This window comes from Brachybacterium sp. J144 (assembly GCF_036321705.1).
GTDB lineage: Bacteria > Actinomycetota > Actinomycetes > Actinomycetales > Dermabacteraceae > Brachybacterium.
The window spans coordinates 65,321-91,484 of the sequence record NZ_JAZDCG010000024.1 but is presented as its reverse complement, the minus strand read 5'-3'; the positions used below and the strand labels follow the sequence as shown (position 1 = coordinate 91,484).

General features: G+C 71.4%; 24 protein-coding genes, 3 tRNA genes, 1 other RNA gene and 1 pseudogene. 12 read left to right on the top strand and 17 right to left on the bottom strand.

The genetic code is table 11. The features are described from left to right. From V1260_RS09680 to V1260_RS09670, 3 genes are all read right to left on the bottom strand, one after another. Positions 1-2,036: bifunctional [glutamine synthetase] adenylyltransferase/[glutamine synthetase]-adenylyl-L-tyrosine phosphorylase (locus V1260_RS09680; protein ID WP_329746605.1), on the bottom strand; the 2,036-nt coding region annotated here is incomplete at its 3' end. A gap of 10 nt (positions 2,037-2,046) precedes the next feature. Beyond that, positions 2,047-3,384 carry a glutamine synthetase family protein gene (locus tag V1260_RS09675; protein WP_329746604.1) on the bottom strand — a complete coding sequence of 446 codons (1,338 nt, stop codon included), beginning with the start codon at positions 3,382-3,384 and terminating at the stop codon, positions 2,047-2,049. A 126-nt stretch (positions 3,385-3,510) separates the two neighbouring features. Continuing rightward, positions 3,511-4,140, bottom strand: a complete 630-nt coding sequence (locus V1260_RS09670) for a hypothetical protein (protein ID WP_329746603.1) — start codon at positions 4,138-4,140, stop codon at positions 3,511-3,513. A gap of 216 nt (positions 4,141-4,356) precedes the next feature. Between V1260_RS09670 and panB the strand changes: the two genes are divergently transcribed. Then, positions 4,357-5,175: a 3-methyl-2-oxobutanoate hydroxymethyltransferase gene (gene panB, locus V1260_RS09665; RefSeq protein WP_329746602.1), complete on the top strand. Its 819-nt coding sequence runs from the start codon at positions 4,357-4,359 to the stop codon at positions 5,173-5,175. A 28-nt stretch (positions 5,176-5,203) separates the two neighbouring features. Here the strand turns inward: panB and V1260_RS09660 are convergent, their stop codons facing one another. Beyond that, a complete protein-coding gene (locus V1260_RS09660) occupies positions 5,204-5,401 on the bottom strand; it encodes an SPOR domain-containing protein (RefSeq protein WP_329746601.1) in 198 nt (65 codons plus the stop codon). 38 nt (positions 5,402-5,439) lie between these two features. Between V1260_RS09660 and map the strand changes: the two genes are divergently transcribed. Together map and ppgK are read left to right on the top strand one after the other, a co-directional pair. After that, on the top strand, positions 5,440-6,327 hold the full coding sequence (gene map / locus V1260_RS09655) for a type I methionyl aminopeptidase (protein WP_329746600.1): 888 nt from the start codon (positions 5,440-5,442) through the stop codon (positions 6,325-6,327). 138 nt (positions 6,328-6,465) lie between these two features. Then, a complete protein-coding gene (gene ppgK / locus V1260_RS09650) occupies positions 6,466-7,281 on the top strand; it encodes a polyphosphate--glucose phosphotransferase (protein WP_329746599.1) in 816 nt (271 codons plus the stop codon). Positions 7,282-7,329: 48 nt separating this feature from the next. On the opposite strand, the gene rnpB is transcribed toward ppgK, so the two are convergent. Next, an RNA gene (gene rnpB, locus V1260_RS09645) (RNase P RNA component class A) lies at positions 7,330-7,688 on the bottom strand. Positions 7,689-7,815: 127 nt separating this feature from the next. On the opposite strand from rnpB, the gene yaaA reads away from it, so the two are divergent. Beyond that, entirely contained in the window at positions 7,816-8,613 is a 798-nt protein-coding gene (yaaA, locus tag V1260_RS09640) for a peroxide stress protein YaaA (RefSeq protein WP_329746598.1), read from the top strand. 118 nt (positions 8,614-8,731) lie between these two features. Here yaaA and V1260_RS09635 read toward each other — a convergent pair whose 3' ends face one another. The 3 genes from V1260_RS09635 to V1260_RS09625 are packed head-to-tail and all read right to left on the bottom strand — an operon-like array spanning position 8,732 to position 11,354. After that, complete coding sequence (locus tag V1260_RS09635) at positions 8,732-9,622, bottom strand: Nif3-like dinuclear metal center hexameric protein (RefSeq protein WP_329746597.1); 891 nt, start codon at positions 9,620-9,622, stop codon at positions 8,732-8,734. Next, positions 9,619-10,080: a Fe-S cluster assembly sulfur transfer protein SufU gene (sufU, locus tag V1260_RS09630; protein ID WP_329746596.1), complete on the bottom strand. Its 462-nt coding sequence runs from the start codon at positions 10,078-10,080 to the stop codon at positions 9,619-9,621. The genes V1260_RS09635 and sufU overlap by 4 nt, the downstream gene beginning before the upstream one ends. Then, positions 10,077-11,354 (bottom strand): aminotransferase class V-fold PLP-dependent enzyme, encoded by a 1,278-nt coding sequence (locus V1260_RS09625; protein WP_329746595.1) that lies wholly within the window; start codon positions 11,352-11,354, stop codon positions 10,077-10,079. Before V1260_RS09625 ends, sufU begins: the two co-directional genes overlap by 4 nt. A gap of 200 nt (positions 11,355-11,554) precedes the next feature. Between V1260_RS09625 and V1260_RS09620 the strand changes: the two genes are divergently transcribed. Next, positions 11,555-11,740: a hypothetical protein gene (locus V1260_RS09620; RefSeq protein WP_329746594.1), complete on the top strand. Its 186-nt coding sequence runs from the start codon at positions 11,555-11,557 to the stop codon at positions 11,738-11,740. Between the two features lie 238 nt (positions 11,741-11,978). Here V1260_RS09620 and V1260_RS09615 read toward each other — a convergent pair. Both V1260_RS09615 and V1260_RS09610 read right to left on the bottom strand, forming a co-directional pair. Continuing rightward, positions 11,979-12,052, bottom strand: a tRNA-Val gene (locus V1260_RS09615). Positions 12,053-12,121: 69 nt separating this feature from the next. Further along, a complete protein-coding gene (locus V1260_RS09610) occupies positions 12,122-12,490 on the bottom strand; it encodes a DUF3052 domain-containing protein (RefSeq protein WP_329746593.1) in 369 nt (122 codons plus the stop codon). Between the two features lie 370 nt (positions 12,491-12,860). Between V1260_RS09610 and aceE the strand changes: the two genes are divergently transcribed. From aceE to V1260_RS09585, 5 genes are all read left to right on the top strand, one after another. Then, positions 12,861-15,605: a pyruvate dehydrogenase (acetyl-transferring), homodimeric type gene (gene aceE / locus V1260_RS09605; protein WP_329746592.1), complete on the top strand. Its 2,745-nt coding sequence runs from the start codon at positions 12,861-12,863 to the stop codon at positions 15,603-15,605. A 114-nt stretch (positions 15,606-15,719) separates the two neighbouring features. Continuing rightward, complete coding sequence (locus tag V1260_RS09600; protein WP_329746591.1) at positions 15,720-16,703, top strand: ACP S-malonyltransferase; 984 nt, start codon at positions 15,720-15,722, stop codon at positions 16,701-16,703. 2 nt (positions 16,704-16,705) lie between these two features. After that, on the top strand, positions 16,706-17,707 hold the full coding sequence (locus V1260_RS09595) for a beta-ketoacyl-ACP synthase III (RefSeq protein ID WP_329746590.1): 1,002 nt from the start codon (positions 16,706-16,708) through the stop codon (positions 17,705-17,707). A gap of 141 nt (positions 17,708-17,848) precedes the next feature. Continuing rightward, entirely contained in the window at positions 17,849-18,097 is a 249-nt protein-coding gene (locus V1260_RS09590; RefSeq protein WP_329746589.1) for an acyl carrier protein, read from the top strand. A gap of 71 nt (positions 18,098-18,168) precedes the next feature. Then, entirely contained in the window at positions 18,169-19,410 is a 1,242-nt protein-coding gene (locus V1260_RS09585; protein ID WP_329746588.1) for a beta-ketoacyl-[acyl-carrier-protein] synthase family protein, read from the top strand. 204 nt (positions 19,411-19,614) lie between these two features. On the opposite strand, the gene V1260_RS09580 is transcribed toward V1260_RS09585, so the two are convergent. From V1260_RS09580 to V1260_RS09560, 5 genes are all read right to left on the bottom strand, one after another. Next, positions 19,615-20,106, bottom strand: coding sequence for a DUF3145 domain-containing protein (locus tag V1260_RS09580; RefSeq protein WP_329746587.1), 492 nt, complete (start codon positions 20,104-20,106; stop codon positions 19,615-19,617). Between the two features lie 109 nt (positions 20,107-20,215). Beyond that, the gene (locus tag V1260_RS09575) at positions 20,216-20,710 is read right to left on the bottom strand and encodes a peptide deformylase (RefSeq protein WP_329746586.1); all 495 of its coding nucleotides are present in this window, start codon (positions 20,708-20,710) and stop codon (positions 20,216-20,218) included. After that, the gene (locus V1260_RS09570; protein ID WP_329746585.1) at positions 20,707-21,171 is read right to left on the bottom strand and encodes an OsmC family protein; all 465 of its coding nucleotides are present in this window, start codon (positions 21,169-21,171) and stop codon (positions 20,707-20,709) included. The genes V1260_RS09575 and V1260_RS09570 overlap by 4 nt, the downstream gene beginning before the upstream one ends. A gap of 110 nt (positions 21,172-21,281) precedes the next feature. Beyond that, positions 21,282-21,353: transfer RNA gene (locus V1260_RS09565), tRNA-Asn, on the bottom strand. Between the two features lie 78 nt (positions 21,354-21,431). Continuing rightward, complete coding sequence (locus V1260_RS09560; RefSeq protein ID WP_329746584.1) at positions 21,432-22,670, bottom strand: LacI family DNA-binding transcriptional regulator; 1,239 nt, start codon at positions 22,668-22,670, stop codon at positions 21,432-21,434. A 207-nt stretch (positions 22,671-22,877) separates the two neighbouring features. Here V1260_RS09560 and V1260_RS09555 point away from each other — a divergent pair, with 207 nt between their 5' ends. Both V1260_RS09555 and V1260_RS09550 read left to right on the top strand, forming a co-directional pair. After that, a complete protein-coding gene (locus V1260_RS09555; protein ID WP_329746583.1) occupies positions 22,878-24,134 on the top strand; it encodes a glycoside hydrolase 5 family protein in 1,257 nt (418 codons plus the stop codon). Between the two features lie 89 nt (positions 24,135-24,223). Then, positions 24,224-24,297 (top strand) — tRNA-Ile (locus V1260_RS09550). Positions 24,298-24,429: 132 nt separating this feature from the next. Here V1260_RS09550 and V1260_RS15830 read toward each other — a convergent pair. After that, positions 24,430-24,762 carry a tyrosine-type recombinase/integrase gene (locus V1260_RS15830; protein WP_442878150.1) on the bottom strand — a complete coding sequence of 111 codons (333 nt, stop codon included), beginning with the start codon at positions 24,760-24,762 and terminating at the stop codon, positions 24,430-24,432. Positions 24,763-24,852: 90 nt separating this feature from the next. Continuing rightward, positions 24,853-26,045, bottom strand: a pseudogene (locus V1260_RS09545) (IS3 family transposase). Positions 26,046-26,164 lie beyond the last annotated feature (119 nt).

Sequence of the window (26,164 nt, the reverse complement as noted above, 5' to 3'; positions counted from 1 at the left end):
CCGGTAAGATACAAAAGAGCAATAAGACGCACCTCGGGGGAGTGGGTGCGGCGCAGGACGTCCTGCGCCACCTCGACGGAGTCGACCCGGGTGATCACGGCGAGGAACTCGCGGCCCAGCTGGTCCCGGGTGAGGGGCCGCAGGTGCTCGTCGCGCGCGAGCCAGCGAACGCCCTCAGGGATCTGCTCGAGCTGCTCCCCCACGAAGCGGCTGCCGGACAGCACCCGGGTGAGCCGCTTCGCCGCGAGGCCAGAGTCGCGCAGCAGTCCCAGGTACCAATGGGCGGAGCCGATGGTGTCGGAGAGCCGACGGAAGGCCAGCAGGCCCAGGTCCGGGTCGATGCCGTCGGCGAACCACTCGAGCATCGCCGGGAGCAGCTGCTTCTGGATCTTCGCGCGCCGGGAGATGCCGGAGGTCAGGGCCTGGATGTGGGTCAGCGCGCGGGCGCCGTCGCGGTAGCCGATCGCCGTGAGGCGGGCCCCGGCGGACTCGGGGCTGAGCGCGATCTCGCCGTCGCTGAGAGCCGCGGCGGTGGTGAGCAGCGGCCGGTAGAAGATCTCCTCGTGCAGCTGCCTCACGCGGCGCCGGGTGCGCTGGTACTGCTGATCGAAGGCCTCCACCGTGAGCCCCATGGTGCGGGCCAGTCGGCGCTTCTCCACGGGAGCCGTGGGCAGCACCTGGGTGCGCCGCAGGCGGTGCAGCTGCATGCGATGCTCGATGCAGCGCAGGAAGCGATAGGCGGCGTCCATCTCCGCGACGTGCTCGCGGGAGATGAACCCCTCCGTGCCGAGCCGGGCGAGCGCCTCGAGGGTCGAGCGGTGGTGGAGGTTCTCGACGGTGCGGCCGTGCACCATCTGCAGCAGCTGCACCGTGAACTCGACGTCGCGCAGTCCGCCCGGGCCGAGCTTGATGTTGCGGTCCGCCTCGCCGCGGGGGATGTGGGCGACGACGCGGCGACGCATCGCCCGGGTGTCCTCGACGAAGCCGTCACGGGTGGAGGCCTGCCGCACCCAGGGCGCCACCATCTCCTCGAAGGCGGTGCCGAGCGCGCGGTCGCCCGCGGCGGCGCGCGCCTTCAGCAGCGCCTGGAACTCCCAGGACTGCGCCCACCGCTCGTAGTAGCGGCGGTACGAGTCCAGGGTCCGCACGAGCGGACCGTCCTTGCCCTCCGGTCGCAGGTTCGGGTCGACCTGCCACAGGGAGCCCTCCGAGGTGCGGTCCGAGCAGACCCGCGCGAGCTCCCGCGCGAGGGCCGAGCCGATCACCACCAGCTGCTCCTCGTCGCAGGCCGCCTCGCCCTCACCGGCGGGGGCGACCACGTGCAGGACGTCCACGTCGGAGATGAAGTTGAGCTCCCGCGCCCCGGTCTTGCCCATCGCGAGCACGGACCAGCGCACGTGCTCCTGCCCCTCCACCGAGCGCCGGGCGATCGCCGCGGCCGCGTCGAGCGAGGCGTCGGCGAGGTCGGCCAGCGCGGCGGAGACCTGCGGCTGCAGCGCGGTCGGATCGGCCGCCATGACGTCGGCCGCCGCTATCTGCAGCAGCCGACGGTGGTAGACCACCCGCAGGGCGTCCCGGGCCTCCCGGCCGCGGAGGGCGGCGACCGGCGGGGTGCCCTCCGGGTCCGCGCCGACGGCCTCGAGCACCGCCGTGCGCACCTCCTCGCCGGACAGGCGCAGCTGGTCATCGCCTTCGCGGAGCGCCTCGAGCTGCTCCGGGTGGCGGGTGAGGAAGTCGCCCAGCGCGACCGAGGTGCCGAGCAGGCGGACGAGCCGCTCCCCCGGCGTGCCTTCGGTGCCGACGCCCGCCAGGAACTCGTCCACGAGCGTCCCGTGCCCGGCGGCGTGGCCGGCCTCGGCGAGGCGCAGCAGGCCCAGCACGGCGTCGTCCCCGTCGGCGGTGGCGCCGATCGCGAGCGGCGCCCCGGGACCGAGCGCCGCGAGGGCGGGATCGGCGAGGAAGCGGCGCACCCGGTCGGTGCTCGAGAAACCGAGGCGCGCCAGCGCCCCGGTCGAGGTGGAGGGCTCGGGGGTCATGCGGCGCCGCTCAGATCCGGGAGAAGGTCGAGGCGAGCTCGTAGTCGGTGACCTGCTCGCGGTAGCGCTGCCATTCCTGCTTCTTGTCCCGCAGGAAGAACTGGAAGACCTGCTCGCCGAGCGTCGAGGCCATCAGCTCGGAGCTCTCGAAGCTCTCCAGGGCGCGGAAGAGGTCCGTGGGCAGGGGCTCGATGCCCATGGCCCGGCGCTCGCGCTCCGTGAGGTCCCAGACCGCGTCCTCCGACCCCTCGGGCAGCTCGTACTCACCCTCGATGCCGGCCATGCCCGCGGCGAGCAGCACGGCGAAGGCGAGGTACGGGTTCGCCGCCGAGTCCAGCCCGCGGAACTCGACGCGGGAGCTGGTGCCCTTGGTGGGCTTGTGGAAGGGGACCCGCACCAGCGCGGACCGGTTGTTGTGCCCCCAGCAGATGTAGCTCGGGGCCTCCTGCGCGCCCCACAGGCGCTTGTAGCTGTTCACCCACTGGTTGGTGACGGCGCTGTACTCGGGGGCGTGGCGCAGCAGCCCGGCGATGAACTGGCGGCCCAGGCGCGAGAGCCCGTACTCGGCGCCGGGCTCGTGGAAGGCGTTGCGGCCGCCCTGGAAGAGCGAGAGGTGGGTGTGCATCCCGGAGCCGGGGTGCTCGATCATCGGCTTCGGCATGAAGGAGGCGACCTGTCCCATGCCGAGCGCGACCTCCTTGACCACCGTGCGCAGCGTGACGATGTTGTCCGCGGTGGACAGCGCGTCCGCATAGCGCAGGTCGATCTCGTTCTGCCCCGGGCCGTTCTCGTGGTGGGAGAACTCGACCTGGATGTTCATCGCCTCGAGATGCTCGATCGCGGTGCGGCGGAAGTCCTGGCCCTGTCCCCGGTGGACGTGGTCGAAGTAGCCGGCGCTGTCGATGGGGCGCAGGCGCTCCCCCACCTCGTAGGGCTCCTCGAAGAGGTAGAACTCGATCTCCGGGTGGGTGTAGAGCTCGAGGCCCTTCTCCTCGGCGCGGGCCAGGGCGTCGCGCAGCACGCGCCGGGGGTCCGAGGCGGCGGGCTCCCCGTCGGGGGTGAGGACGTCGCACATCATCCGCGCGGTGCCGTTGGTGTCGCCGCGCCAGGTGAGCAGCTCGAAGGTCGCGGGGTCGGGCCGCAGGATCATGTCCGACTCATAGCTGCGGGTGAGCCCCTCGACGGTCGAGCCGTCGATGCCGATCCCCTCGGTGAAGGCGTTCTCGAGGTCCGAGGGGGAGATCGCGATCGACTTGAGCGTCCCCGCGATGTCGCAGAACCACAGGCGGATGAACCGCACGTCGTTGTCGGAGACCCGGCGGATGACGTCGTCGTGGAGATGTTCCATGCGCACAGTCTGCCAGTCGGCGGGGCCGGATCCCGGGTCGTCGGAGCCCGTGGACGCCCGAGCGCCCCGCACCTCCGCAGGGAGGGACGGGGCGCTCGAGGCGATCCGGATCGTGCTCGGGAGGGATCAGACGCCGGAGTCGATGTACCACTGGCCGTCGGAGGCCTTGACCATGTTGTAGCCGAAGTCGGAGCCCATGAACTGCACCGCGGCGGTGCCGTCGCCGTTGTCCGTGGTCTCGACGCTCGACCGGTCGATGGAGCCGAGAGCGGAGACGTTCTCGCCCAGGCCGGTCTCGAGGCCCTCCGCGCAGCCCTCGGCGGTCGCGCCGGAGACGGGCTCGTCGGTGGTCGGGTCGAGCATCAGACCGCAGGCGCCCACGAAGTCCGAGGCGGCGGCCTTCTCGAGGAACTCGTAGAAGCGGTCGGCGGCGGCGGTGAGGTCCTCGTCGGAGAGCGGGCCGGACTCCGCGGCGGCGTCCTCCTCTGTGGCGTCGTCCTCGGTGGCGGCGTCCTCCTCGGTCGCGGCGTCGTCCTCGGTGGCGGCGTCCTCCTCGGTCGCGGCGTCGTCCTCGGTGGTCGCGTCCTCCTCGGTCGCGGCGTCCTCCTCGGTGCCGGCCTCCTCCTCGGCGGTGGTCTCGGTCTCCGGCTCGTCACCGCCCGTGAGGGCGCCACAGCCGGCCGCACCGGCGGCGAGCGCGAGGGCGCCGACGGCGACGGCAGCACGACGGGTGGTGGTGCGCATGATGGAACGCATGGTGACAGTCCTCCCTGATCGGTCGACCCCCCTGGCCGACGGAGGTCACAGCTTCCCACAGGAGCGACGCTCCCGGCCATCTCGGTTCATCGATGCATCGAGGAGCGGGGCGTCGGGAGCCGCCCGCCCGGGGGCCGGCTGCCGCTAGGCTGGACCGGCCCGTCCCCGAGGCGGCCCACCCGGCCCTCGGATCCCCCCATCCGCCCAGGAGCACACGTGAGCACCCCCTCCGGCACCGGCCCCGCGAAGATCCGACTCCGCCATCTGCAGGACGCCAAGGAGCGCGGCCGTCCCTTCGCGATGCTCACCGCCTACGACCAGTTCTCGGCGCGTGTCTTCGAGGAGGCGGGCATCGAGGTGCTGCTGGTCGGCGATTCCGTCGGCACCACCGTGCTCGGGCACGAGTCGACCACCGCCACCACCCATCAGGACATGCTGACCTTCACCGGCGCGGTGGCGCGCAGCGTGAGCCGTCCGCTGATCGTCGCGGATCTCGCCTTCGGCAGCTATCAGGTCTCCGTCGAGGAGGCGGTGCGGCACGGCGTGGACCTGATCCGCGCCGGCGCCGAGATGGTCAAGCTCGAGGGCGGCTCGGCGATCGCCCCGCAGGTGCGCGCCCTCGTCGCCGCGGGGATCCCGGTCATGGGCCATCTCGGCTTCACCCCGCAGTCGGTCAACTCGCTGTCCGGGCACCGCGTGCAGGGACGCGACACGCATGCCGCGGATCGCCTGGCCGAGGAGGCGCTGGCGCTCCAGGAGGCGGGCGCCTCGGCGGTCGTGCTCGAGCTGATCCCGGCCCACGTCGCCGAGCGCATCACCGAGGTGCTGCACGTGCCGACCATCGGCATCGGCGCGGGCCCGGCCTGCGACGGACAGGTGCTCGTCTGGCAGGACATGGCCGGACTGTCCGGCTTCCACGGCCGCTTCGTGAAGACCTTCGCGGATCTGCGCTCCGACCTGCGTCGCGCGGCGGAGGCCTATCGCGGCGAGGTCGAGACCCGCGCCTACCCGACGGCCGAGCACTCCTTCGAGTGACCCCCGGCCGAACAGGCCGACGCGCGGTTCAGGACTCGGCGTCCTCGCCCTCCCAGGCGGCGTCGTCCTCGTCCCAGGCGTCGTTGCGTGCGGCCGCCGTCTGCAGCGCCCGCTCGGCCTCGGCGCGGGTGGAGTAGGGACCCATGAGGTCCTGGCCGCTGGACTGGCGGCCCTCCTCCACCGCCCCGGTGGCGAGGTTGTAGAAGAACTCGGGGGTCGTGCTCATGGCGGGCTCCTTCGCGGCCGGGTGAGAGACTGGTGGCCATGACTGTAGAGCAGGTGTGGACCCGTCCCGCAGGACGCGCGGAGCTGGTGCCGGGCGAGCTGAGCCCCCGGCGACCCGTTCCGGCGCGCATCGAGCGACCCGAGTACGTGGACAAGGACGAGGCCGTCTCCGACTCGGGCCCCTATGTGCAGAGCGCGGACGTGATCGAGCGGGTCCGCGAGGCGAGCCGTATCGCGGCCCTCGCGCTGCAGGCCGCCGGGGAGGCCGCGCGCCCGGGCGTCACCACCGATCACATCGACCAGGTCGTCCACGACGTGCTGATCGAGAACGGCGCCTATCCCTCGACCCTCGGCTACCTGCACTTCGAGAAATCGTGCTGCACGAGCCTCAACGAGGTGATCTGCCACGGCATCCCCGACTCGACGGTGATGCATGGCGGCGACATCCTCAACGTCGATGTCACCGCCTTCGTCCACGGCGTCCACGGCGACACCAACGCCACCTTCGCCGTCGGCGACATCCACCCGCGCGCGCAGGAGCTGATCGACCGCTCGCGCGAGGCGATGGAGCGCGGCATCAAGGTCGCCCGGCCCGGCCGCGAGGTGAACGTGATCGGGCGCGTGATCGAGAAGTTCGTCGCCCGCCACGGCATGGAGTCGGTGCGCGACTACACCGGGCACGGTGTCGCCGAGGGCTTCCACAACGGCCTGGTCATCCCCCACTACGACGCCGCGCCCATGTTCGACGACGTCATCGAGGAGGGCATGACCTTCACCATCGAGCCGATGGTGACCCTCGGCTCGCAGGCCTGGGAGCAGTGGGACGACGGCTGGACCGTGGTCACCAAGGACCGCTCCTTCACCGCCCAGTTCGAGCACACCATGCTGATCACGGGCGAGGGCCCGGAGCTGCTGACGGTGGTCTGATCGGCCCGGCCCGTCGTCTGAACGGCGGCGCGCCTGCGCCGGACGCACGGTCCGCGGGTATCCTGGGCCGCCGTGAGGACGCCGACGTCGGCGGCCCGGCCGGCGGGAACGCCCCGCCCCATGGAGCAGGGAGAAGCGATGAGCAAGAAGGCCTTCGGGATCGACATCGGCGGCAGCGGCATCAAGGGCGCGCCGGTCGATCTGAAGAAGGGGAAGCTGGCCGAGGACCGCCTCCGGCTCGAGACCCCGCAGCCCTCCACCCCCGAGGCTGTCGCCGACACCGTCGCGGGGCTGCTCGCCGGCTTCGAGATCGCGGACGACATGCCGGTGGGCGTCACCTTCCCGGCCGTGATCCAGCAGGGCGTAGCGCTCACCGCCGCGAACGTCGACAAGTCCTGGATCGGCACCGACGTCGACACGCTGCTGACCGAGCGCACCGGGCACGACGTGTTCGTCGTCAACGACGCGGACGCCGCCGGCATCGCCGAGATGGAGTTCGGCGCGGGGCGCGGCACGAAGGGCGTCGTGCTGGTGGTGACCCTCGGCACCGGCGTGGGCAGCGCCATGTTCGTCGACGGCAAGCTCGTGCCGAACGCCGAGCTCGGGCATCTCCACCTGGCCGGCGAGGCGGCCCGCGCCTACCAGGACGCGGAGAAGTACATGGCCTCCTCCGTCCGGGAGATCGAGGACCTCGACTGGGAGACCTGGGCGGGACGCCTCCAGGAGTACTTCGCGCACGTCGAGTTCCTGTTCAGCCCCACCCGCATCATCGTCGGCGGCGGCGTCTCCAAGAAGCACGAGAAGTTCTTGCCGCTGCTGGACCTGCGCACCGAGATCGTCCCGGCCGAGCTGCGCAACGAGGCCGGCATCGTCGGCGCGGCCGTGCTCGCCCGGCGCGAGGAGAAGGCGCTGCAGAAGAAGGACACGAAGCACGGGAAGAAGCACGGGAAGTGACCCGTGCCCGAGTCGGTCGCCCCGTGGCGGGCGACCGGCTCGGGTGAGCGGACCAGCCGGCCTGTAAGCCGGGTTCTGTGAGCGGCAGTCATCCATCTCGGATCGCCGTTGCCGACGACCTCCAGCGGTCCACCCGGACGCTCGGGCTGGCACCCTCGAACGCGCCCTGTCCGACCTTGCTCCCGGTGGGGTTTGCCGTGCCGTCCTCGTCACCGAGGCCGCGGTGGTCTCTTACACCACCCTTTCACCCTTACCCCCGTGCCCGAAGGCGCGGAGGCGGTCTGCTCTCTGTGGCACTGTCCCGCGGATCGCTCCGGGTGGGCGTTACCCACCACCGTGCCAGACGGAGCCCGGACTTTCCTCGGCCCCGAGGTCTCCCCCGAGGACGCGACTGCCCGGCCGACTGGTCCGCCGAGCAGTCTACGCGGCGACCGCGCGCGACCGGCGTCCCGGTCGGTGCCCGCCGGCGTGACGTGCGCGATCTCTCCCGCGCCGTGCGGCCTGGTGCACCCCGGGGTCGGCCAGGATGGTGCGGTGCTGATCCTGCTGCCGCCCTCGGAGACCAAGTCCCGGCCCGCCGCCGACGCCGCCCCGCTCGACCTCGCGCAGCTCGCGCTCCCCGAGCTCGGGGTCGCGCGGCGCACCATGGTCCGGGCCGCGATCCGCACCGCCGCCGGGAAGGACGCCGCCATCCGTCTCGGCGTGCCCGCGTCCGCTCCCGAGCTGGTCGATCGGATGGCCGGCCTCGAGCACGAGCCCGCGGCGTCTCCCCTGGCCGTGTACTCGGGCGTGCTCTACGACCAGCTCCCGCCGGACACCGCAGTGCCGACCGACCGGCGTGTGCTGGTGCAGAGCGCGCTGCTGGGGGTCGTCGACGCCGCGACCGATCGCATCCCGGCGTATCGCCTCTCCGCCGGATCGTCCGTGTCCCGGCTCGGCACCGCCGCCTCCTGGTGGGCGCCCCGGCTGCGGGGCGTCGGCGCGGCCCTGCTCGCCGAGCAGGTGACCTCGCCCGCGCCGCTCGTGATCGACGGCCGCTCCGGCTCGTACCGGTCGATGATGCGCCTGAGGAGCACCCCGGAGGTTCCGGTGCTCGAGGTCGCCCCCGTGCAGGAGCGCGCGGGGGTGCGGAAGGTGATCTCGCACGATGCGAAGCGCTATCGCGGGATCGTCACGCGCGAGCTGCTCTCGGCGGACCGGGCGCCGGAGGACCCGCGCGAGCTGGTGAGCCTGCTGCAGGAGCGACTCGCCGCCGTGCCCGGGGTCGCCGGGTCGCCCCTCACCGTCGAGCTCGACGGGGACCGGCTCGTGATCGTCGACCGAGTGACCTGACCCGAGCTTGGCGCCCGGGCAGTCGATCCGTCACTCGCAGCAGCGGCGCTCTCTCGCAGCTGCGGACGCTCGTTCGCGGCGGAGGCGGACGTCGTGCGTCGTCGTCGCCTGCTCGACGTCAGCCGATCCGCGCCACCCAGGGGTCCACCGGCAGCGCGCTCACGGTGACCTCGAGGCCGGGCGCGATCTCCCCGAGCAGCTGCTCCGCGAGCGGCAACCACAGCGCCTCGCTCGCCCCGTGCGGCACGTCGATCAGAGCGGGAACCCGTTCGGCGTCGGCCGCGGACTCGAGATGCTCCAGCACCGGGTGATGCCGCAGGTCCGAGGTGATGTACACGTCGGCTCCCGCGCCAGCCGCCGCTCCCGTGAAGGAGTCGCCCGCACCCGGGCAGACCGCGACGGTGCGCACCGGTCGATCCGGATCGCCGGTGTGCAGGATGCCGCGCGCGGTGGCGGGGACGAGTGCCGCGACCCGCGCGGCGAGATCGCCGACCGTGGTGTGCTCGGGGAGTTCACCGACCACGCCGAGCCCCAGCACGGAGGAGCCGTGCGCAGCTTCCTCCCCCGCGCCGCTCGGCACGAGGGCCCGCACCTGCTGCAGGTCGAGGGACCGCACCCAGGCGCCGACGGTGCCGCGCGTCGAGCGATCCACGTTCGTGTGCCCGCACCACAGCGCCGTGCCGGCGCGGAGCAAGGCCGTGACCACGGCACCCTTGCCGTCGTCGGCCGGGAGGTGGCTCGCCCCGCGCAGCAGCAGGGGGTGGTGCGTGACCAATAGCTGTGCGCCAACCTCGATTGCCTCGCGGGCGACGGCGAGCGTCGGGTCGACGGCGAGGTGCACGGCCGTGACCTCCGCACCGCGCTCCCCCAGGATGAGCCCCACCCGGTCCCAGTCTTCCGCCCAGGGCAGCGGGTAGGCCGCCTCGAGCGCCGTGACCAGGGAGCCGACGGTGGTCGCGGGCTCCGCGGACGGCTCGGACCGATCAGGCGGCGCGGCGGCGGGGGTCATGCGCCGAGCACCCCGGTCTCGACGAGCGCCGCCTGGTAGGCCTTCCACGGCATCAGCACGCACTTGACGCGGGCGGGGAACTTCGCCGCCCCGAGCAGGGCGATCCCGTCGCCGATCAGCTCCTCGTCGCCCTCGATCCGTCCGCGGGAGCGCATCGAGGCCTCGAAGTGCTCGCGCACCGGATCGACCTCTGCCGTCGTGCGGCCGATCAACAGGTCCGCCATGATCGAGGCGGAGGCGCGGCTCATCGCGCAGCCGATCGCGTCGTAGGAGACGTCGAGGATCCGGCGCTCGTCGCCGTCGCCCTCCACGTGCAGCCGCAGGGTGATCTCGTCGCCGCAGGTGGGGTTCACGTGGTGGACCTCGGCGTCGAAGGGTTCCCGCAGCCCCTCGTGCAGGGGGCGCTTGTCGTGCTCCATCACCAGCTCGGTGTAGAGAGCGTTCAGTCCGGTGCTCATGCGCGCTCCTCGAAGAACTCGACGGTGCGGGCCACGCCGCGGACGAAGGCGTCGACCTCGGCGGCCGTGGTGTGGACGGAGAAGCTCGCCCGGGTGGTGCCGTGCAGGCCGTAGCGGCGGTGCAGCGGCCAGGCGCAGTGGTGGCCCACCCGCACCTCGATGCCGTAGGAGTCCAGCACCTGTCCGACGTCGTGCGGGTGTCGGCCCGCGAGGGCGAAGGACACGGCGCCGGCCCGCTCCGGGGAGGCGGCGGGGCCGATTATCCGTATCCCGTCGATCCCGGCGAGGCCCTCGAGGGCCTGGGCGGTGAGGGCCCGCTCAAGGGCGGCGACCTGCTCCATGCCGAGAGCCGAGAGGTAGTCGCAGGCGGCGGCGAGACCGACCGCCTGGCTGATCGGCGGGGTGCCGGCCTCGAAGCGGGCGGGCGGCTCGGCATAGGTCGAGCGTTCCATCTCGACGGTCTCGATCATCGAGCCGCCGGTGAGGAAGGGGGGCATCGCGGCGAGGTGCTCGTAACGGCCCCACAGCACGCCGATGCCGGTGGGACCGAGCATCTTGTGGCCGGAGAGGGCCGCGAAGTCGACGCCGAGCGCGGCGAGGTCCAGCGGCATGTGCGGCGCGGACTGCGCCGCGTCCAGCACCGTGAGCGCACCCACGGAGCGGGCCGCCTCCACGAGAGTGCCGACGGGGTTCACGGTGCCGAGCACGTTCGACTGGTGGGTGAACGCGAGGACCTTGGTGCGCTCGGTGAGCAGGCTGCCGAGGTCGGTGAGATCGAGGGTGAAGTCGTCGGTCACGGGGATCCAGCGCAGCGTCGCCCCGGTGCGGCGGGCGAGTTCCTGCCAGGGGACGAGGTTCGCGTGGTGCTCCATCTCGGTCACGAGGATCTCGTCGCCCGGGCCGACGCGCAGGTGGTCCGGCACGTCCTGATCGCCGTCACCGAGGGAGCGGGCGACGAGGTTCAGCGCCTCGGTCGCCCCGCGGGTGAAGACCACCTCGTCCGGGGAGGGGGCACCGAGGAAGTCGGCGACCGTCTCCCGCGCGGACTCGTAGGCGTCGGTCGCGGCACCGGCCATGCGATGCGCCCCGCGCTTGACCGCGGCGTTGTCGTGCGTGAGGAAGGCGACCTCGGCGTCGATGACCTGGCGCGGACGCTGCGAGGTCGCGCCCGAGTCGAGATAGATCATCGGGGTGTCCTCATCCAGCATCCGGGTGAGGATCGGGAAGTCCTCCCGGATCGCCTCGACGTCGAACGGTCTGGTCGCTGCGCTCACCTGGGGTGGCCTCCTGGGATCGAGGGCGGTCCGGCCAGTATAGGAAGGTCGGCCCCCGCGCAGACGGGCGTGAGACCCTGTCCACAGTCCGCCCGACCCGCGCGTTCACACCGTCAGACCGCGCCGTCCCCCGGAGGTGCCCGATCGACACCCTGTTCCTCGCCGTCCTGTTCGTCTGCGTCCTCGTGACGATGATCGTGATGATCGGACGCCTGCTGGTGCGCCGCCGCCAGGAGCGCGAGCAGTGGGAGCGCGACGGCCGCCCGGAGCGCCCCGAGCCCACCGCCGAGGAGCGCGATCAGGACCGTCGCGCCTCGGGCATCTGGGTGGTGCTGCTGCTCGCCGTGCCCCTCGTCCTGCTGGCCATCTACTGGGTGACGGGCTGAGGGCTGCTGGGACGGTTCTTCCCGCGCGCGCGTGTCCCGCCTTGGACGCCCCTCAACCGGTGACGCCGCGAGAACCTCCGCAGACTTGGGGGAATACGCCGCTTATTCCCCCAAGTCTGCGGGGGTTCTGCGGCGGGGGTTGGGGTTCTGCGGCAGATGCGGAAGTTCTGCGGCAGGGGCGGGTGTTCTGCGGCGTGGGCGGGGGTCAGGGCGGAGCGAGCCGCGCTCTGACCTGCGGTGGGTCGTGAGGGGCTCGAACCCCCGACCTTCTGGGTGTAAACCAGACGCTCTGACCAGCTGAGCTAACGACCCGGATCGGGGCAGGGCCCCGCGCCCCGGAGGGGCGTCCGTCGGCCGAACGGCACGGCCGACGGCGTGCGCTCAGCTGCGGCTGGCCAGGCGGGTGCCGGTCCAGTCCGCGGCGAGCGAGACGGTGGACATGACGCGCAGACCCGCGGTGCCGGCGCTCTCCTGGATCTCTGCGGGGAGCACGTGGCCGTCGCGGCCGGCCTTCGGCACGAGCACCCACACCGGGGCACCGGGCGCGAGGGTCGCGAGGGTGTCGACCATGGCGTCGGTGAGGTCGCCGTCGCCGTCGCGCCACCAGAGGATGACTCCGTCGACGATCTCCTGGCTGTCCTCGTCCTCGAGATCAGCCCCGATGAGGTCCTCGATGGCGTCGCGCAGATCCAGGTCCACGTCGTCGTCGTACCCGAACTCCTGCACGATCTGCCCTGTGGTGAAGGACATGGCCTCGGCAGCGGAGCTGGACGAAGGGGCGTCGGCCGACGGTGACAAGAAAGGGCTCCTCACGGGAAAGACAGCAACGACGGGACCGGGTGGTCCCGGCGCGCCCGACCCGTGCCCGTCGGACCCGGGGGCGGACTGCGCGCGGCCGATCATATGACACGCGGCGCACCGCTGCACCGGCCAGGGACAGGGAACACGCCCGTTCGGCATCCGTCCGGGTGTCCCGAGTCTCACAGATGAGGAGGGATCGTGAAGGACCTCGGGACCCCTGGCGACGGTAGGCTTGCCGGACCGAGGCCGACGGAGCCGTGCCCACTGCAGACACCCGCTCCCCTGGCCGGTCCAGCGCCTCCGAAGAGAGAAGGACAGTGTGACTTCGCACGAGACCCCTCGTCCCATCGGCATCAATCTGCCCAGCCATGCCGCGGATCCGGATCCGGAGGAGACCCGCGAATGGCTCGACTCCTTCGACGGTCTCGTCGAGCATCGTGGTGCCGAGCGGGCCTCCGAGGTCGTCCAGAGCCTCATCCAGCATGCGCGCGTGAACGACCTCGACCTGCCGGATTCGCTGACGACGGACTACGTGAACACGATCCCGGTCTCGGCGCAGGGCGAGTACCCCGGTGACACCGAGCTCGAGCGCGAGCTGCGCGACATCAACCGCTGGAACGCCGCGATGCTCGTGCACCGCGCCCAGCGACCCGGCGTCTCCGTCGGCGGCCACCTCTCCTCCTACGCGTCCATCGCGAACATGTACGAGGTCGGCTTCAACCACTTCTTCCGCGGGCGCAACCACCCCGGCGGCGGCGACCACGTGTTCTTCCAGGGGCACGCCTCCCCCGGCATCTACGCCCGCGCCTTCGCCATGGGGCGCCTCGGCCAGGAGGATCTCGACGGCTTCCGCCAGGAGTTCTCCTCCGAGCACGGCATGCCCTCGTACCCGCACCCGCGTGCGATGCACGACTTCTGGGAGTTCCCGACCGTGTCGATGGGCATCGGCCCGGTCGCCGCGATCGAGCAGGCCTCCTTCGACCGCTACCTCCAGAACCGCGGCCTGAAAGACACCTCCCAGCAGCACACCTGGGCGTTCCTCGGCGACGGCGAGATGGACGAGGTCGAGTCCCGCGGCGCGCTGCACATCGCCGCGAAGGAGCACCTGGACAACCTCACCTTCGTCGTCAACTGCAACCTGCAGCGCCTCGATGGCCCGGTGCGCGGCAACGGCAAGATCATCCAGGAGCTGGAGAGCCAGTTCCGCGGCGCCGGCTGGAACGTCATCAAGGTGATCTGGGGCTCGGGCTGGGACCCGTTGCTCGAGGCCTCCTCCGACGGCGCGCTCATCGACCTGATGAACTCCACCCCGGACGGCGACTTCCAGACCTACCGCGCCGAGAACGGCGGGTTCATCCGCGACAACTTCTTCGGCCGCGACCCGCGCACCAAGGCGCTCGTCGAGGACATGTCCGATGACGACATCTGGTGGAAGCTGAACCGCGGCGGCCACGACACCAAGAAGATCTACGCCGCCTTCAAGGCCGCCTCCGAGCACACCGGTCAGCCGACCGTCATCCTGGTCCACACCATCAAGGGCTACCGCCTGGGCAAGAACTTCGCGGGCCGCAACGCGACCCACCAGATGAAGAAGTTCACCCTCGAGGACCTCAAGGCCCTGCGCGACACGCTGCACATCCCGATCACCGACGATCAGCTCGAGTCGGGCAGCGTCTACGACGCGCCGCTCTACCTCCCGGCCGAGGACACCCCGGTCATGCAGTACCTGAAGTCGCGGCGCAGCGAGCTCGGCGGCCCCGTGCCCTCGCGGCGCACCGAGCACAAGCCGATCGAGCTGCCCGGCGACAAGGCCTACGAGGTCGCCCGTCGCGGCTCCGGCAAGCAGGAGATCGCCACCACCATGGCGCTGGTCCGCCTGCTCAAGGACCTCATGCGCGACAAGGAGTCCGGCAAGCGCTGGGTGCCGATCGTCCCCGACGAGGCGCGCACTTTCGGCATGGACTCGCTGTTCCCGACGGCGAAGATCTACAACCCCGACGGGCAGAACTACCTGTCGGTGGACCGCGACCTGCTGCTGGCCTACAAGGAGTCCACCTCCGGCCAGATCAAGCACATGGGCATCAACGAGATCTCCTCGACCGCGGCCTTCACCGCGGCGGGCACCTCGTACGCCACCCATGACTACCCGATGATCCCGTTCTACATCTTCTATTCGATGTTCGGGTTCCAGCGGACCGGCGACTTCTTCTGGGCCGCGGGCGACCAGATGGCCAAGGGCTTCGTGATCGGCGCGACCGCCGGCAAGACCACCCTGGCCGGCGAGGGTCTGCAGCACATGGACGGCCACTCGCCGATCCTGGCCTACACCAACCCGGGGACCGTCATCTACGACCCGGCGTACGGCTACGAGCTGGGGCACATCATCCGTGACGGCCTGCAGCGCATGTACGGCGTGGACGACCGCCTGCAGGAGGTCTTCTACTACATCACGGTCTACAACGAGCCGATCGTGCAGCCGGCCGAGCCGGAGGGCCTGGACGTCGAGGGCCTGCTCAAGGGCATGTACCAGCTCGAGGGCGCGCCCGAGGGCGAGGGCCCGGAGGCGCAGCTGCTGGCGTCCGGCGTCGGCGTCCCGTGGGCGAAGCACGCCCGCGAGCTGCTGCTCGAGGACTGGGGCGTCCGTGCGGCCGTGTGGTCGGTGACCTCGTGGACCGAGATGCGCAAGGAGGCCCTCGAGGCCGAGAAGCACAACCTGCTGAACCCGGAGGATCCCCGCACTCCGTGGATCACCCAGCGCCTGCAGGGCGTGGAGGGCCCGTTCGTCGCGACCTCGGACTACGACTTCCTGGTCCCGGACATGATCCGCGAGTGGATCCCCGGCGCCTACGGCGTCCTCGGCGCCGACGGCTGGGGCTTCTCCGACACCCGTCCGGCCGCCCGACGCCACCTGAAGATCGACGCGCACTCCATGGTCGTCAAGGCTCTGCAGCTGCTCGCCCGCGAGGGCAAGGTCGACCCGTCGGTGGTCCGCCAGGCGATCGACAAGTACGACCTGACGAACGTGAACGCCGGCCAGTCCGGGTCGTTCGGCGGCGAGTCCTGATCCACGCACCGGGCCGTCCGTCCTCCGGGACGGGCGGCCCGGTGCCGTCTCCCCTCACCCCCGCGGGTACCGCCGTCCGGTCGGCCCGCCCCGTCCACTCCCCTGGAGGTCCCCGTGCTCGCGATCGTCTGCCCCGGACAGGGGGCGCAGAAGCCCGGCTTCCTCGCCCCGTGGCTCGAGCTGCCCGGCGTCGAGGCGTCCCTCTCCGGGCTCTCCGAGGCCGCGGGCGTCGACCTTCTCCTCCACGGCACCGAGTCCGATGCGGATACCATCCGCGACACCGCGGTGGCCCAGCCGCTGCTGGTCGCTGCGGGTCTGACCGCCGCGGACTGCCTCACCGGAGGGGACGGCTTCGCGGCCGGCGCGCAGGCGGATCTGCTCGCCGGTCATAGCGTGGGCGAGGTGACCGCCGCGGCCCTCTCCGGTGTTCTCACGGCCGAGGACGCGATGCGACTGGTCGCCGTGCGCTCCCGGGCCATGGCGACCGCCGCCGCGGCCGAGCCGACCTCGATGGCCGCCGTCGTAGGCGGAGTGCGCGACGAGGTCATCGCAGCGATCCGCGAGCACGATCTGGCGCCGGCGAACCTGAACTCCGCCACCCAGGTGGTCGCCGCGGGCACCGCCGCGCAGATCCAGGCCCTCGTGGAGAACCCTCCGGCTCGTGCCCGCGTCATCCCGCTGCAGGTCGCGGGGGCCTTCCACACCGCCTTCATGGCCGGGGCCCGGGAGGAGCTCACCGCCTTCGCCCCCGGCCTGACGGTCTCGGACCCCCTGGCGCAGTGCCCGCTGGTGTCCAACGCGGGCGGCGAGATCGTGACCACGGGCACCCGCTACCTCGAGCTGATCGTCGACCAGGTCTCCGCTCCGGTGGACTGGGAGTCCTGCATGGGGGTCTTCGCGCAGAAGCAGGTGACCGGGATCCTCGAGGTGGCCCCCGCGGGGACGCTCACCGGCCTCGCCAAGCGGGAGCTGAAGGGCGTCGCTCTGATGAACCTCAACACCCCCGACGATCTCGAGGCCGCACGGGCCTTCGTCGCCGAGCACGGACTGTCGTCCTCGGGCTCCGACGACCGCTCCGGCGCGCACCAGGAGGACTGACCATGGCACCCACGCTGAAGACCCAGCCCGTCGTCGCCGGCTCCCGGGTGCTCGCGTACGGCGCGGCCCGCGGCGACCTGGTCGTCCCCAACGACGACCTCGTCGGCCCGATCGACTCCTCCGACGAGTGGATCCGCCAGCGCACCGGCATCGTCACCCGCACCCGCGCCTCCCGCGACGTGGGCGTCAAGGACCTCTCCCTCACGGCGGCCCGCGAGGCGATCGAGCGCTCCGGCATCGCCCTCGACACCCTCGACGCGATCATCGTCTCGACGATCTCCTTCCCCTATCCCACGCCGTCGCTCGCGACGCTGCTGGCCGGCGAGCTGGGGCGCCCCGACGTGATCGCCTACGACATCTCCGCCGCCTGCGCCGGTTTCGCCTACGGCATCGGCCAGGCCGACGCCTTGATCCGCTCGGGCAGCGCCCGGAACGTGTTGGTCATCGGGGCGGAGAAGCTCTCCGACTTCGTCTCCCCCACCGACCGTTCGATCTCCTTCCTGCTCGGCGACGGTGCGGGAGCGGCCGTGGTCGGGGCGAGCGAGGAGCCGCTGATCGGCCCGACCGTGTGGGGATCCGACGGCGACAACTGGAACACGATCCGCATGACCGGCTCCCTCGTGGACTTCCGCGACGGGACCGCCGAGTGGCCGACCCTCGAGCAGGACGGCCGCACCGTGTTCCGCTGGGCGGTGTGGCACACGGCCGAGAAGATCCGCGAGATGCTCGAACTGTCCGGGCTCGGTGTCGAGGACATCGACGTGTTCGTCCCGCACCAGGCCAACATGCGCATCATCGACGAGCTCGCCAAGCAGCTGAAGCTGCCCGAGTCGGTCGTGATCGGCCGGGACATCGCCGAGACCGGCAACACCTCAGCCGCCTCGATCCCGCTGGCGACCCATCGCCTGCTCGAGGAGGGCGCCGCGAAGAGCGGCGACGTGCTCGTGCAGTTCGGCTTCGGCGCGGGCCTCGCCTACGCCGGACAGGTGCTGATCCTCCCCTGACACCGTACCGCCGGTCCCGGGGCGAGGTCCGCTGTCGCCCCGATCACGACCCGCCGGTCACTTAGCGGCCCCTGCCGGGCGACCGCCTCCCGCGCGGGTAGTCTGTCCCCGCCACACCATCCGGAAACCTAAGGAGAACCCATGGCACACACCGAGAACGAGATCCTCGAGGGCCTCGCCGAGATCGTCAACGAGGAGACGGGTGTCGCCACGGAGGACGTCAAGCTCGAGAAGTCCTTCACCGACGACCTCGACATCGACTCGATCTCGATGATGACCATCGTGGTCAACGCCGAGGAGAAGTTCGACGTGCGCATCCCCGACGAAGAGGTCAAGAACCTCGCCACCGTCGGCGACGCCGTCAAGTACATCGCGGGCGCCCAGTCCTGACTCCCGCCCGACGCCCGGGACGGGTTCCGTCCCGGGCGTCGTCGTTCCCGCACTTCGCACCGGAGGTCTGAATGTCCGCAGCAAGCACCCGTGTCGCCATCACCGGCCTCGGCACCGTCAACCCGCTCGGCGGGGACGTGGCCTCGACCTGGGAGGCGGCCCTCGCCGGGACCTCCACCGCCCGCACCCTGGACAACGACTGGCAGGAGAAGTACGGCCTCGCCGTGAACTTCGCCTGCGAGGTGCGAATCGACCCCTTCGAGCACCTGTCCCGCCCCGAGGCGAAGAAGCTCGACCCCTCGGGCCAGTACGCGATGATCGCCGCCCGCGAGGCCTGGGCCGATGCAGGCACCCCCGAAGTGCCCGGTGAGCGCCTCGGCGTGGTGGTCGGCACCGGCATCGGCGGCGTGTGGACGATCCTGGACCAGTGGGACGTGGTGCGGGAGAAGGGCGCCCGACGGGTCAACCCCTTCACCGTGCCGATGCTCATGGCCAACTCCTCGGCCGCGCACATCGAGATGGACCTCGGCGCGAAGGCCGGGGCGCACACCCCCGTCTCCGCCTGCGCCTCCGGCGCGGAGGCCGTCGCCCTCGGCTTCGACATGATCCGCGCCGGCCGTGCGGACGTAGTCGTCGTCGGCGGCACCGAGGCGTGCGTGCATCCGCTGCCGCTCGCCGGCTTCGCGAACATCCGCGCGCTGTCCACGCGCACGGACGATCCCGCGACCGCGTCCCGTCCCTACGACGTGGACCGCGACGGCTTCGTGCTCGGCGAGGGCGCAGCCATGCTCGTGCTCGAGAGCGAGGAGCACGCCGCGGCGCGCGGCGCCCGGATCTACGGCTACGTCGCGGGCCGCGGGATGGCCTCCGACGCGTACCACATCTCCGCCCCGTCGCTCGAGGGCCAGGCCCGTGCCATGCGCGAAGCGGTCGCCGACGCGGGCCTCACCGCCGCGGACATCGTGCACGTCAACGCCCACGGCACCTCCACCCCGCTCGGCGACATCGCGGAGCTGAACGCGGTCTCCGCCGCGCTCGACGGGGTCACCGACCAGATCGTGGTCTCCTCGACCAAGTCGATGACCGGTCACCTGCTGGGCGGCGCCGGGGCCCTCGAGACGCTCTTCGCGACCCTCGCGGCGCACCACCGCATCGCCCCGCCGACGATCAACATCGAGACCCTCGATCCCGAGACGCCGATGGCGATCGCGCAGAACACGCCGGTCGAGCTGCCCCAGGGCGACGTCGCCGTGCTGAACAACGCCTTCGGCTTCGGCGGCCACGACGTGGCGGTGCTGGTCACTAGCGCGTGAGAGCGGCTGACGTCCGCTGACGGGCGCTCGCTCCCCTCTTCAGGGGGCGGGCGCCCGTCGCGCGTGCGGGCGGCGCGAGAACGGGGTGGCACGCCTGTCCGGCCACCGCCCCCGCATCGCCGGCCCGGGCGCAGCATTCGGCGGGAGGGGACGCTGCTGTCGTGAGGCCGAGCGGGAGACCGACCCGTCGGCCGTCGAGCCTCGTCAGCTCACGCGGTGCAGCCAGCGCATCGGGACGCCCTCGCCCGCGTGGCGGTAGATCTCGAGATCCTCATCCCAGGGCTCGCCCAGCGCGATGCCGAGCTCCCGCTGGAGCGCGAGCGGATCGTCGCCGGCACGCTCCATGCAGCCGCGCACGTGGTCCTCGGTGAGCACGATGTTCCCGGCGCGATCGGTCGCGGCGTGGTGGATACCGAGCTCGGGGGTGCAGGACCACCGTGCCCCGTCCACGGTGGCGGTCGCCTCCTGGGTGACCTCGAAGCGCACCTCGTGCATGCCGCGGAGGGCGCTCACGAGCTGGGCGCCGGTCGTCTCGCGGCCGCGCCAGGTCATCTCGGCGCGCAGCAGGCCGCGACCGACGGGCTGCTCCTCCCAGCGGAAGCGGGAGGGCACGCCGAGGACCCCGCTCGCTGCCCAGTCGATGTGCGGTGCGAGGGCTCGCGGCGCGGAGTGCACATACAGAACGCCCTGCGTCATCTCGTTCCTTCCGGTCTCCGATGCGTCTTCCCCACGTATCGAAGGTTCCGGTGTCCCACGCGAGAGCGGCGTGGCAGGGCGGAGTGCTCCAGGCCGAACTGCTCCGAGCTTAGAGGGTCTCCCTGATCTGGCGCAACGCCCTCTTCTTCACGGAGCGCTCGAGGCCGTCGATGTAAAGCTCGCCGTCGAGATGGGCGACTTCGTGCTGGATGAGGCGGGCGATGATCCCCTCGCCGGCGAGCTCGATCTCGTTCCCCTGGACGTCCGTGCCGACGCAGCGGGCGAACGCGGAGCGGGTGCGCGGGTAGAACAGCCCCGGCACGGAGAGGCAGCCCTCGTCGTCGTTCTGCAGCTCGTCGGAGAGCTCGACGATGACGGGGTTGAGGATGTGGCCGACCCGCTGGCGGTGCGTCGGCAGGTGCCAGGAGAAGGCGCGCAGGCTGACGCCGATCTGGTTCGCGGCGACCCCGGCACGGGCCTCGTCGTCGACGGTGTCCTCGAGATCGCGGACGAGGCGGCGGGTGGCGTCGGTGATCGTGCGGATCGGGTCGCAGGGGGTGCGCAGCACGGGGTCGCCGACGAGGCGGATGGAGCGGATGCTCATGCCTGCTCGGCCTCCGCGCCCAGCACCCGGTGGGTGACCTCGACGCCCGGGACGACGGTGCGCTCGACCGTGCAGCCGGCGGCGACGGCGCGAGAGAAGACCTTGACCACGGTCTGGATCTGCTCGGGCGTGAGGTCCTCGAGCGGGAGCTGCACCTGCTCCTCGATGCGGTGGTAGCGGTTGTCGGATTCGTCCGAGGTGCCGTGGGCCCACAGGCGCATCGGGAAGTCCTCCCCGAGGCGGCGGGCGAGGTTCACGTCGCTGGACATGCCGGCGCAGCCGATCAGCGCGAGCCTGAGCAGCTCGCCGGGGTTGATCTCGCCCTCGCCATGGCCGATGCGGATCTCGACGCCGCGCTGATTCCGGCCCACGAGGGTGCGGTGACCGGTTCGGTCGGCCCAGACGCTGCCGGGGCCGAAGTCCTCGGGCAGCTCGAAGGTGTCGTCGGGGACGGTGGGCATGGCGCTCCTCCAGGGTCGGGCGCGGGTGGCCTCCGTCGGGAGAGGCCCGGGCGCGCCGGGTGCTGACATGGGAAGAGCCCCGGATCTCTCCGGGGCTCTTCCTGCGTGGGCTCCCGCAGTTGGATTCGAACCAACAACCGTTCGATTAACAGTCGAGTGCTCTGCCGTTGAGCTATGCGGGATCGACCTGAAGGACTCTAGCAGGATCCGCGGGGTGCTCGCACCTCGTCACCCCGCTCCCACCGGGCTCTATGACGCATCTAACCCCGGTCCACGGTGGTCTCGGACGGCGCCGCGGCGCTCGCCTCGTCGAGGGCGAGGAGCAGGGGGTCGGTCGCGGCGTCCGGGTCGGTCGAGGCGCGGATGAGGAGCTCCGGCGCGATGGCGCGCAGCTCGGGGTGCGCGGGGGCGCCCTCGGGCCCGTCGGGGCCGCCGGCCGCTCCCGCGGGGGCATCGCCTTCCGCGCCGGAGGCGAGCCCCGCTCCGGCCGCTCCCCCGCCGCGCCGGGACACGCGATCCTCCTCGATGAGCTCGAGGAGGCGGTGCGCGGCGCGGCGGCCGTACTCGACGGCGGAGCGGCCGATCGCGGTCAGCGGCGGGCGGTGCATGCGGGCGAGCGGCGAGTCCTCGTAGCTCGCGATCGCGACCTGGTCGGGGATCGCGATCCCGCTCTCCTGCAGCACATGCGCTCCGGCGCGGGCCATCTCGTCGCTGTCCAGGACGATCGCGGTGGGCGGTGCGTCGGACGCGATGAGCTCGGTGACGGTGCGGGCCGCACCGACGGCGCCGAAGCCCGCCTCGTGCAGCGTCCCGGTGACGCCCCGCTCGGCGCAGACGGCGAGGAACGCGTCGTCGCGCTGGGCGGTGTGGTGGTAGCCGCGGGTGCCGGCGACGCGGGCGATGCGCTGATGGCCGAGGCCCGCGAGGTGCTCGACGATCAGGCGGGTGGCGAGGGCGTCGTCGACGTACACCGACGGGAGGGTGCCGTGGTGGCCGGGCCCGCCGATGACGAGGGCCGGGCGGCCGAGCTCCTCGAGCGCAGGGATGCGGGGGTCGTCGAGCTGCAGGTCGACCATCACGATCCCGTCGACGCGGCGCTGCGCGAACCAGCGGCGGTAGGTGTCGATCTCCGCCTCGACGGACTGGACGATCTTCATCTGCAGCGAGTAGTCCTGCGCGCTCAGCACGTCCTGCAGCCCGGCGGAGAACGCCCCGAAGAAGGCCTCGTTGCCGAGCACCTCGGCGGGGCGTGCAAGGACCATGCCGATGGACAGGACGGGCGCTCCGGCGAGGGCCCGGGCCGACGGGGACGGCTCCCAGTGCAGCTCACGGGCGATCTCGAGGATCCGGGCGCGCGTCGCGTCGGAGACGCCGGGGCGGCCGTTGACCGCGAGCGAGACCGCCGCGGAGGTCACGCCGGCCCGGGCGGCGATGTCCGCGATCGTGACGCGCTTCCCGCGGCCGCTGCCGCGCGGTGAGGGACTGCTGGGGGTGCTCATGGGTTCCTCCGGTGGTCCGGGTGGACAGAGGAACGGTCCTCGCCCCACCTGCCTACTTGAGCGCTACAGTAGCCCTCGGGCGACCTTCCGGCGAGGGCCATCCCGACCGATGGAACGACCCATCGTCACCGAGCCGTCGCAGCGCGGGAGCCGCCCGCCGGCCCGACCCGGGCCCGACCACCCTGCCGCTCCGCCCGAAGGACGATGATGTCTTCCCCCGCCCCCGCCGTTCCCCCGCGCTTCGGCGTCAACTACACGCCCCGCCGCGGCTGGTTCCACGCCTGGCTGGACCTGGATCCGGACGAGATCGGCGAGGATCTCGCGGCGATCGCCTCTCTCGGCGCGGACCATGTGCGTATCTTCCCGCTGTGGCCGCTGCTGCAGCCGAACCGCACCCGGATCCGCCCCCGAGGCCTCGCCGACGTGCGCACCGTGGTCGACGTCGCGGCGCGCGTCGGGCTGGACGTGGTGGTCGACGCGCTGCAGGGGCATCTCTCGAGCTTCGACTTCGTGCCGAGCTGGCTCACCTCCTGGCACCGACGGAACATGTTCACCGATCAGGAGGTGGTCGCCTCGACCGCCGCGCTCGTGCGGGCGCTCGGTGCGGCGCTCGCCGGGGCGGGGAACCTGATCGGTCTGAGCGTCGGCAACGAGGTGAACCAGTTCTCCGCCTCGAACCATCCCGATCCGGATCCGCTGACCGTCGCCGAGGCCGCGGAGTGGACGGCGACGATGCTCGGTGCCGCCCGCGAGTCGCTGCCGGCGGGCCTGCACTCCGTCGCGAACTACGACGCCGCCTGGTTCCTCGACGACCACGCGTTCACGCCCGACCAGTCCGCGGCCCTCGGCGACATGACCGTCGTCCACTCGTGGATCTTCGACGGCACCGGCCAGCGCTACGGCGGCCGCTCCTTCGAGACCGCGCACCGCGGCGAGTACTACCTCGAGCTCGCGCGCGGCTTCTCCCCCACCCCCGAGCGCCCCCTGTGGCTGCAGGAGTTCGGCGCCCCGCAGACCGTCCTCGACGAGGCGGACATCCCCTGGTTCGTCACCGAGACCATCGGCAACGCCCTCGACGCCCCGCAGCTGTGGGGCGTGACCTGGTGGTGCTCGCACGACGTCTCCCGCGACCTCGCCGACTCCCCGCCGCTCGAGCACACCCTCGGCCTCTTCGACGAGCACGGCCGGATCAAGCCCGCCGGCGAGGCGTTCCGCGACGCGATCGCGCGCGGCCGGGAGACGCCGACACCGGCGGCGCGGGGCCTGTCGATCGACTGGCCCGTCGGCCCGGAGCCGCTGCTGCGACGCAGCGCCGCCGCGCCGGGCGGTGCCGTGTTCGAGGCGTGGATGGCGGCGGCGAAGGCCGGGGAGCGGCCGACGATCCGCGTGGTCCGCGAGGCGGTCGAGCTCGCCGGCGGCGACACCCGCACGGGCGGCGCGGCCGCGACCCGTCACGTCGGCTGACCGGCCGCGGAATCCCTCACGTGGGGCGCCATCGGGGCAGGCCAGCGAGCCTCGGGATGGTAGATTTCCCTAGGCCCGTCGTGGGCCACGGCCCAGTAGCTCAGCCGGTCAGAGCAGCGGACTCATAATCCGTCGGTCGCGGGTTCAAGCCCCGCCTGGGCTACCTGACCTGCGGATCCTCGACCTCCGTGCCGTTCCGTGCACACCAGGTACGAGTTAAGTACGACTTATGAACGCTCCCATGTCACTTCAGGACGGAAGCAGCCACGTCGACGTCGACTCTCTTGCTGTCGACCTACGAGGCCCACGAGGTTGCAGGGTCATGCTCGATGACCGACATGCTGACCCGAGGATCGACGCGCGCGACCATGAGCTGTCGCTCCACCGTTCTGCGCAGCGTATGGAACGTGACCCACGGGAACCCGGCACGGTCGAGCTGGCGGCGCACCGCTTTGCGGGCTGCGGTCTGATCGGGAAGCCCGCCTCGCTGCGCGGGAAACACCAAGGCGGCTCCCGAAGATGCACCCTGGAGTTGAGCGTCCAGCGCTTGTCGCTGACGAGTCCGCAGCATCTCAGCCGGGGCAGGAGAAAGGGGGACAGTTCGCCTGCTCGAGTCGCGCTTCAGCATCGGCCTCCAGTCCCGAGTCTTCCCGGATCCCTACACTTGGCCGCGGACTCTCCAGAATGGGACTGGTGCGCCGATAAGTGACAGCTGGGCTTAGGCCGCCAGGCTGACGGTCGGGTTCATGATGGTCTCGTACTCGATAGGGGTCAATCGGCCCAGGCTGTCTGTCCTGCCGGCGGCGGCGTTGATAGGCCCGCTCGATCCAGGAGGGGGCACCTCCTGCTCGCGGGGGGGGATGATCGCGATCCGGAGCTCCTCGCGAGTGTGCGACCGCTTGCGGTCCAGGACGTTCTTCTGCAGCAGGGCGAAGAAGGACTCCATCGCGGCGTTGTCTCCGGCAGCACCGACTTTCCCCCTCGATCCGATCAAGTGGTGACGGTGCAGACCATGCGCGAGCATCCTGGAGCGGAACTGCTTGGGTTCAATGGGGCGATGCAACCTGCGATGTCGCCGCGGCGGATCACGGCATTTTCCAGGGCGTTCACTGCAAGTCGGGACTTCATTCTGGAGTTCATGGAGTAGCCCACGATCCGGCCCGAGAAGACATCCTTGACCGCGCAGAGATAAAGTTCTGCCCTCGCCATTCGGGTGCTCCGTGATATCGATCAGCCAGAGTCCGTTGACATCGTCAGCGGTGAAGTCTCGCTGGACGAGATCATCGTGCATTGGCGGGCCGGCCCGCTTGCCGTTCATGCCTCGCTTCTCCCCGAAAGCGGAGAACCACTGGTTGTCCCGGCAGATCCGCCATGCGGTCCGCCGACACATCACCTCGCCAGCATTCGCAGCTTCGTCGGCCAGCAGTCGGTACCCGAAGGTGTCAACGTCGCGGTGCGCGTCGAACAGAGCGTTGGCCCGGTAGGCCTCGACCAGTTCCGCCTCGGCGACCTGCTGTTTCCGCCAGCGGTAGTGAGGCCGGCGGGAGAGCTTCAAAACCCGCAGGGACACCGCGACGGGGATCCCGTCAGCGGCGAGCTCGGTCACGAGCGGGTAGAACCTCTTCCCGGCAGGCTTGTTCGGGAGAGGTAGGCCGCAGCACGGCGGAGGACCCCGTTCTCCTGCTCGAGCAGCCGGATCCGCTTGCGCGCTTCGCTCAGCTCGACCGAGTCCTCCCGGGTCTTGCCGGGCCTATTGCCGTCCTCGACGTCGGCTTGACGCATCCAGTTCGTCAGGCACGACTCGGAGATTCCGAAGTCACGCGCGATCTGGGAAAGCTCCTGGCCAGGTTCGCGGTTCCTCGCGACGCGGACGACGTGGTCACGGAACTCCTGGGGGTAGGGAGCAGGCATGATGCACATCCTTCCCTGCAACGCTTCTCAGCGCCACAGACCATGTGACACCTACCCGCGCATCAGTCCCTAGTTGCGAGAACACCGGTGGGCCGCCCTCGAGACGGGGACGGCCCACC

What these genes read in the sequence shown, in the direction of transcription:
- V1260_RS09620 (WP_329746594.1), top strand. Translation starts at nt 11,555, where the DNA reads ATGATCGGACGCCTGCTGGTGCGCCGCCGCCAGGAGCGCGAGCAGTGG.
- V1260_RS09670 (WP_329746603.1), bottom strand. Translation starts at nt 4,140, where the DNA reads ATGCGTTCCATCATGCGCACCACCACCCGTCGTGCTGCCGTCGCCGTC.
- V1260_RS09675 (WP_329746604.1), bottom strand. Translation starts at nt 3,384, where the DNA reads ATGGAACATCTCCACGACGACGTCATCCGCCGGGTCTCCGACAACGAC.
- V1260_RS09635 (WP_329746597.1), bottom strand. Translation starts at nt 9,622, where the DNA reads ATGACCCCCGCCGCCGCGCCGCCTGATCGGTCCGAGCCGTCCGCGGAG.
- V1260_RS09595 (WP_329746590.1), top strand. Translation starts at nt 16,706, where the DNA reads ATGGCACCCACGCTGAAGACCCAGCCCGTCGTCGCCGGCTCCCGGGTG.
- V1260_RS09570 (WP_329746585.1), bottom strand. Translation starts at nt 21,171, where the DNA reads ATGCCCACCGTCCCCGACGACACCTTCGAGCTGCCCGAGGACTTCGGC.
- V1260_RS09580 (WP_329746587.1), bottom strand. Translation starts at nt 20,106, where the DNA reads ATGACGCAGGGCGTTCTGTATGTGCACTCCGCGCCGCGAGCCCTCGCA.
- V1260_RS09585 (WP_329746588.1), top strand. Translation starts at nt 18,169, where the DNA reads ATGTCCGCAGCAAGCACCCGTGTCGCCATCACCGGCCTCGGCACCGTC.
- V1260_RS09555 (WP_329746583.1), top strand. Translation starts at nt 22,878, where the DNA reads ATGTCTTCCCCCGCCCCCGCCGTTCCCCCGCGCTTCGGCGTCAACTAC.
- V1260_RS09610 (WP_329746593.1), bottom strand. Translation starts at nt 12,490, where the DNA reads ATGTCCTTCACCACAGGGCAGATCGTGCAGGAGTTCGGGTACGACGAC.
- V1260_RS09660 (WP_329746601.1), bottom strand. Translation starts at nt 5,401, where the DNA reads ATGAGCACGACCCCCGAGTTCTTCTACAACCTCGCCACCGGGGCGGTG.
- sufU (WP_329746596.1), bottom strand. Translation starts at nt 10,080, where the DNA reads ATGAGCACCGGACTGAACGCTCTCTACACCGAGCTGGTGATGGAGCAC.
- V1260_RS09560 (WP_329746584.1), bottom strand. Translation starts at nt 22,670, where the DNA reads ATGAGCACCCCCAGCAGTCCCTCACCGCGCGGCAGCGGCCGCGGGAAG.
- V1260_RS09590 (WP_329746589.1), top strand. Translation starts at nt 17,849, where the DNA reads ATGGCACACACCGAGAACGAGATCCTCGAGGGCCTCGCCGAGATCGTC.
- V1260_RS15830 (WP_442878150.1), bottom strand. Translation starts at nt 24,762, where the DNA reads ATGCTGAAGCGCGACTCGAGCAGGCGAACTGTCCCCCTTTCTCCTGCC.
- ppgK (WP_329746599.1), top strand. Translation starts at nt 6,466, where the DNA reads ATGAGCAAGAAGGCCTTCGGGATCGACATCGGCGGCAGCGGCATCAAG.
- map (WP_329746600.1), top strand. Translation starts at nt 5,440, where the DNA reads ATGACTGTAGAGCAGGTGTGGACCCGTCCCGCAGGACGCGCGGAGCTG.
- V1260_RS09575 (WP_329746586.1), bottom strand. Translation starts at nt 20,710, where the DNA reads ATGAGCATCCGCTCCATCCGCCTCGTCGGCGACCCCGTGCTGCGCACC.